The sequence below is a fragment of the Vibrio sp. S11_S32 genome (assembly GCF_014694465.1).
In the GTDB taxonomy this organism is placed as follows: domain Bacteria; phylum Pseudomonadota; class Gammaproteobacteria; order Enterobacterales; family Vibrionaceae; genus Vibrio; species Vibrio algicola.
Genome location: NZ_JAAUWS010000095.1, coordinates 1 through 3,491, shown reverse-complemented (window position 1 = coordinate 3,491; position 3,491 = coordinate 1). Strand labels below are relative to the sequence as shown.

Annotated in this window: 2 protein-coding genes and 1 pseudogene; all 3 read left to right on the top strand. The window is 38.1% G+C overall.

The genetic code is table 11. The annotated features are described in order from the left end of the window. Nucleotides 1–144: 144 nt before the first annotated feature. Nucleotides 145–1,119, top strand: a pseudogene (locus HC723_RS16560) (DEAD/DEAH box helicase); the annotation flags it as partial. A 391-nt stretch (nt 1,120–1,510) separates the two neighbouring features. Continuing rightward, complete coding sequence (locus HC723_RS16555; protein WP_114635265.1) at nt 1,511–3,061, top strand: ATP-dependent nuclease; 1,551 nt, start codon at nt 1,511–1,513, stop codon at nt 3,059–3,061. After that, nucleotides 3,058–3,390, top strand: coding sequence for a hypothetical protein (locus HC723_RS16550; RefSeq protein WP_190339870.1), 333 nt, complete (start codon nt 3,058–3,060; stop codon nt 3,388–3,390). The genes HC723_RS16555 and HC723_RS16550 overlap by 4 nt, the downstream gene beginning before the upstream one ends. The last annotated feature ends 101 nt before the right edge of the window (nt 3,391–3,491 follow it).

Genomic DNA, 3,491 nt, shown 5'->3' with positions numbered 1-3,491 from the left:
TGTTCGGTTACTAACAATGCAGATTCAAGTCGAAATTCAGGGCTAAATGTTGGTCTTGTTCGTTTTGTCATAATTGGCACCTATTGATATATGAGGTGATGATATCACCTCTAATTAGGTGGCCAAAATCACTGTACCACTACACAGCAAATATTGACGAAAATTCAGGGATTAGCTACGTATACACTCGCAATGTCGGGTACACCGTGGCGTTCTGATTCCTTGCCTATCACTATGGGTGAATACACCGATCCAGAAGGACAACTTCAAGTTGGTTATCAATACACTTTAAAGCAAGCAATCGCAGATAACGTTTGTCGGTCACCAAAAATTGTACTGGTTGATAATGAACACCTAACACTGGCAAGTGATGAAAAAATAGAATCCTTTTCTTCAATATTAGAAATGATAAAAGAGACAAAAACTTCGTATCAAAGCGTTATCCATAATCAAGATGCGATGAATTATTTACTTGGCCTTGGTTGTCAAAAACTAGCGGAAATACGAACACAATCCCCCCATGCCGGAGGATTAGTTGTCGCATCTTCTGTAGAGCATGCAAAAACCATTCAAAAAATATTATCGGAAAAGTATGCTCAAACTGTTTCAATTGTGACCTACCGCCATGATGAACCAATAGCGGAAATTGAACGCTATCGCCAGAGTGATGCTCAATGGATTGTGAGTGTTGGCATGGTATCAGAAGGAACCGATATACCTAGACTACAAGTATGTTGCCACATGAGTTCTGTTAAAACTGAGTTGTATTTCAGACAAGTGCTTGGACGCATTCTGCGAGTGAATGGCACGTCAAATAAGCAAGCATGGTTATATACTTTTGCTGAGAAAAGCTTAATTGAGTATGCCGAACGAATTGAGCAAGATATTCCTGAATCATGCATGTTCGCCAAAATGAAAAGCTCGATAGATTTTGAGTCGCATGGTCAAAAAAATCGTTCCAATGAAAGCAGTACACCGCCAGAGCAAGGTGGATTAAATTCTGGTTTGATATGGAATGGTTCGACTAGTAATAGTGCCAACACACACAGCACACAAGACACATTCGATGAACTTCGGTTAGGCGCTTTTAAGCAGCGAGTGATTTCGGCTTTTTTATAGTGGATGAGTGGATTTTCTTGTTAGGTTAGAGGTTTACAATATTCTTGATGATTCTTTTAAAAGCTAATTTAGCCAAATCACCGACAAGGTTCTGCCCCAAGACGAGTTTAGGGTGGAGCGTTCCTCGAATTCCCGTTAGTACTTTTCATTAGCAGATCTTATCAATAACCGATTAGCTGAGTGGTCAATATAGCTTTTTCACTACAGGACGACCAGTGAATGCTAAGACTGCTCAGAAGTGCCGAGCGGTGAAACTCTTAATCAGATGCTAACAAATCGATAGCATGCCGAATCTTTATGACTCTAGTTACTTATGTAATTGGTTGATATGATCCCTTTATTTAAAAAATAATAAGTAATTAGCGACAATAACCTATTTGGAACCATATAAATGAAAATCGTTAAGAGCACATGGATTGATCCTATACCTACAGAGGCTGTTGATAGTATCTACTTAAGGGTTAACTCATGGGATGACTACTCCTTTGAGACTCAATTCAACGTTATAGTGTTTGATAGTGAAGGTACACGCTATGAATTAGGTGATGTGAAGATTGGGTATAGAGGGCAAGTTTCTCCTAGTTTAACTCGAGATAACATGGATCAAGAGTATCAATCTGGATTGCCAACTGCTTTCTTCTCTTTAGGGCAGGACGTTGATTATTATAAAAAAATATCCAATTTGAAAGAGAGAGATAAAGACCGATTCTTAACCTCGTTACGAGATGTCGTCGCAGATGAAACTCAACTGGAGCGGTACAAAGAACAATCAGTATTCAAAACATCTCTAACTAGATTTGTTTCATTATCTTCAATAGAAAGTCAGTACCGAAGAGTATTAAATGGTGGTGACCTACTACAAAAGTATCAATTTAGATATGAGACTGCACAATCCACGGATCAAGCAAATTATTGTTTAGATTTCAACGTATATCCAAAATCAAAGCCATCCACTAACGTTCATGTATTAATTGGCCGAAATGGGATCGGAAAAACAACGTTGTTAAACGGAATGATTTCTAACCTTATAGATAGAACAAACTGTGGTCGATTTGTAGATATATCCGATGAAAATGATGACGAGGTATTAGATCCATTATATTTTTCAAAATTAATATCAGTTTCATTTAGTGCTTTCGACCCATTTGAGCCGCCAAAAGACCGCGAAAACGATAATGAAAATATAAACTACTCCTATATTGGTTTAAAAGCAAATAGGAGCGGAGGAAAGCAGAGTCATTCTACTCTCAAAGATCTAGATGAATTAAGCATTGAATTTTCTACAAGTATTAGGAATATTTTTGGCTTAGTACAAGCTAAGAGTAGATGGCTTAAAGCTATTACTTATTTGGAATCAGACGTTAACTTTTTGGATATGGGTTTAAAGAGATTAGATAACAATATTGATCCAGATCTCATAGAAGAAATTTCAAGAAAATTATTTTTGAGGATGAGTTCTGGTCACGCAATCGTAATGTTGATAATAACGAGACTCGTTGAGTTAATTCAAGAAAAAACACTCATTATAATGGATGAGCCTGAAAGTCACTTACACCCCCCTTTGTTGTCTGCATTTACTCGCGCTCTATCTTCTCTGCTGATGGAGAGAAATGGCGTTGCGATTGTAGCTACACATTCGCCAGTGGTACTTCAAGAAGTACCAAAGAGTTGTGTTTGGAAGCTTAGTCGTACGAGAGCATCAGGAAAACAGGAACGCCCTGAAAGAGAAACATTTGGAGAAAATGTTGGTCTATTAACGCGAGAAGTTTTTGGTCTCGAAGTAACTAAGTCTGGTTTTCATGATTTGCTAGAGTCTTCGGTTGAGGAAGAAAAGGACTTTGCGACAATTCTTGACGAGTATAAAGGACAGATTGGTTTTGAGGGAAGGGCTGTTTTAATGGCTTTACTGTCAAAAACAGCTGCGACTAAGGATGACGAATGAGGCACTTAAAAAAACCTGAATTCGACTACAAAAAAGTTTTTACACTTTGTGTGAATAGTATTGGTGATGCAAATGACAGGAAGAGATTTCATGCTGTTTCTCCCAAGGCATTTTCTGAGTGTGATTTATACCTTGTTTATTCAAATTCGAGCGATTGGTATAATATTCAACCTGATTCATCCCACGAAGATACGATTATATATGGTGGTGTTACTAAGAAAGAGTTAAAAGGTCTTTATACAAATCAACTTGTTGGATTAAACAAGAAAGGTCGTAAAGTATATGACTTTTTGTTTAATATTGGTAAGCGTTCACCAGCACCCTATTGACAGGGCTGGTGAACGTTAAAAACCGAATACGTTTGGGTAGGGCTGTCGATTCGTCACGGCTGTGACGATTTCGGACACAACTGACCATGCTGAGAGGCCAC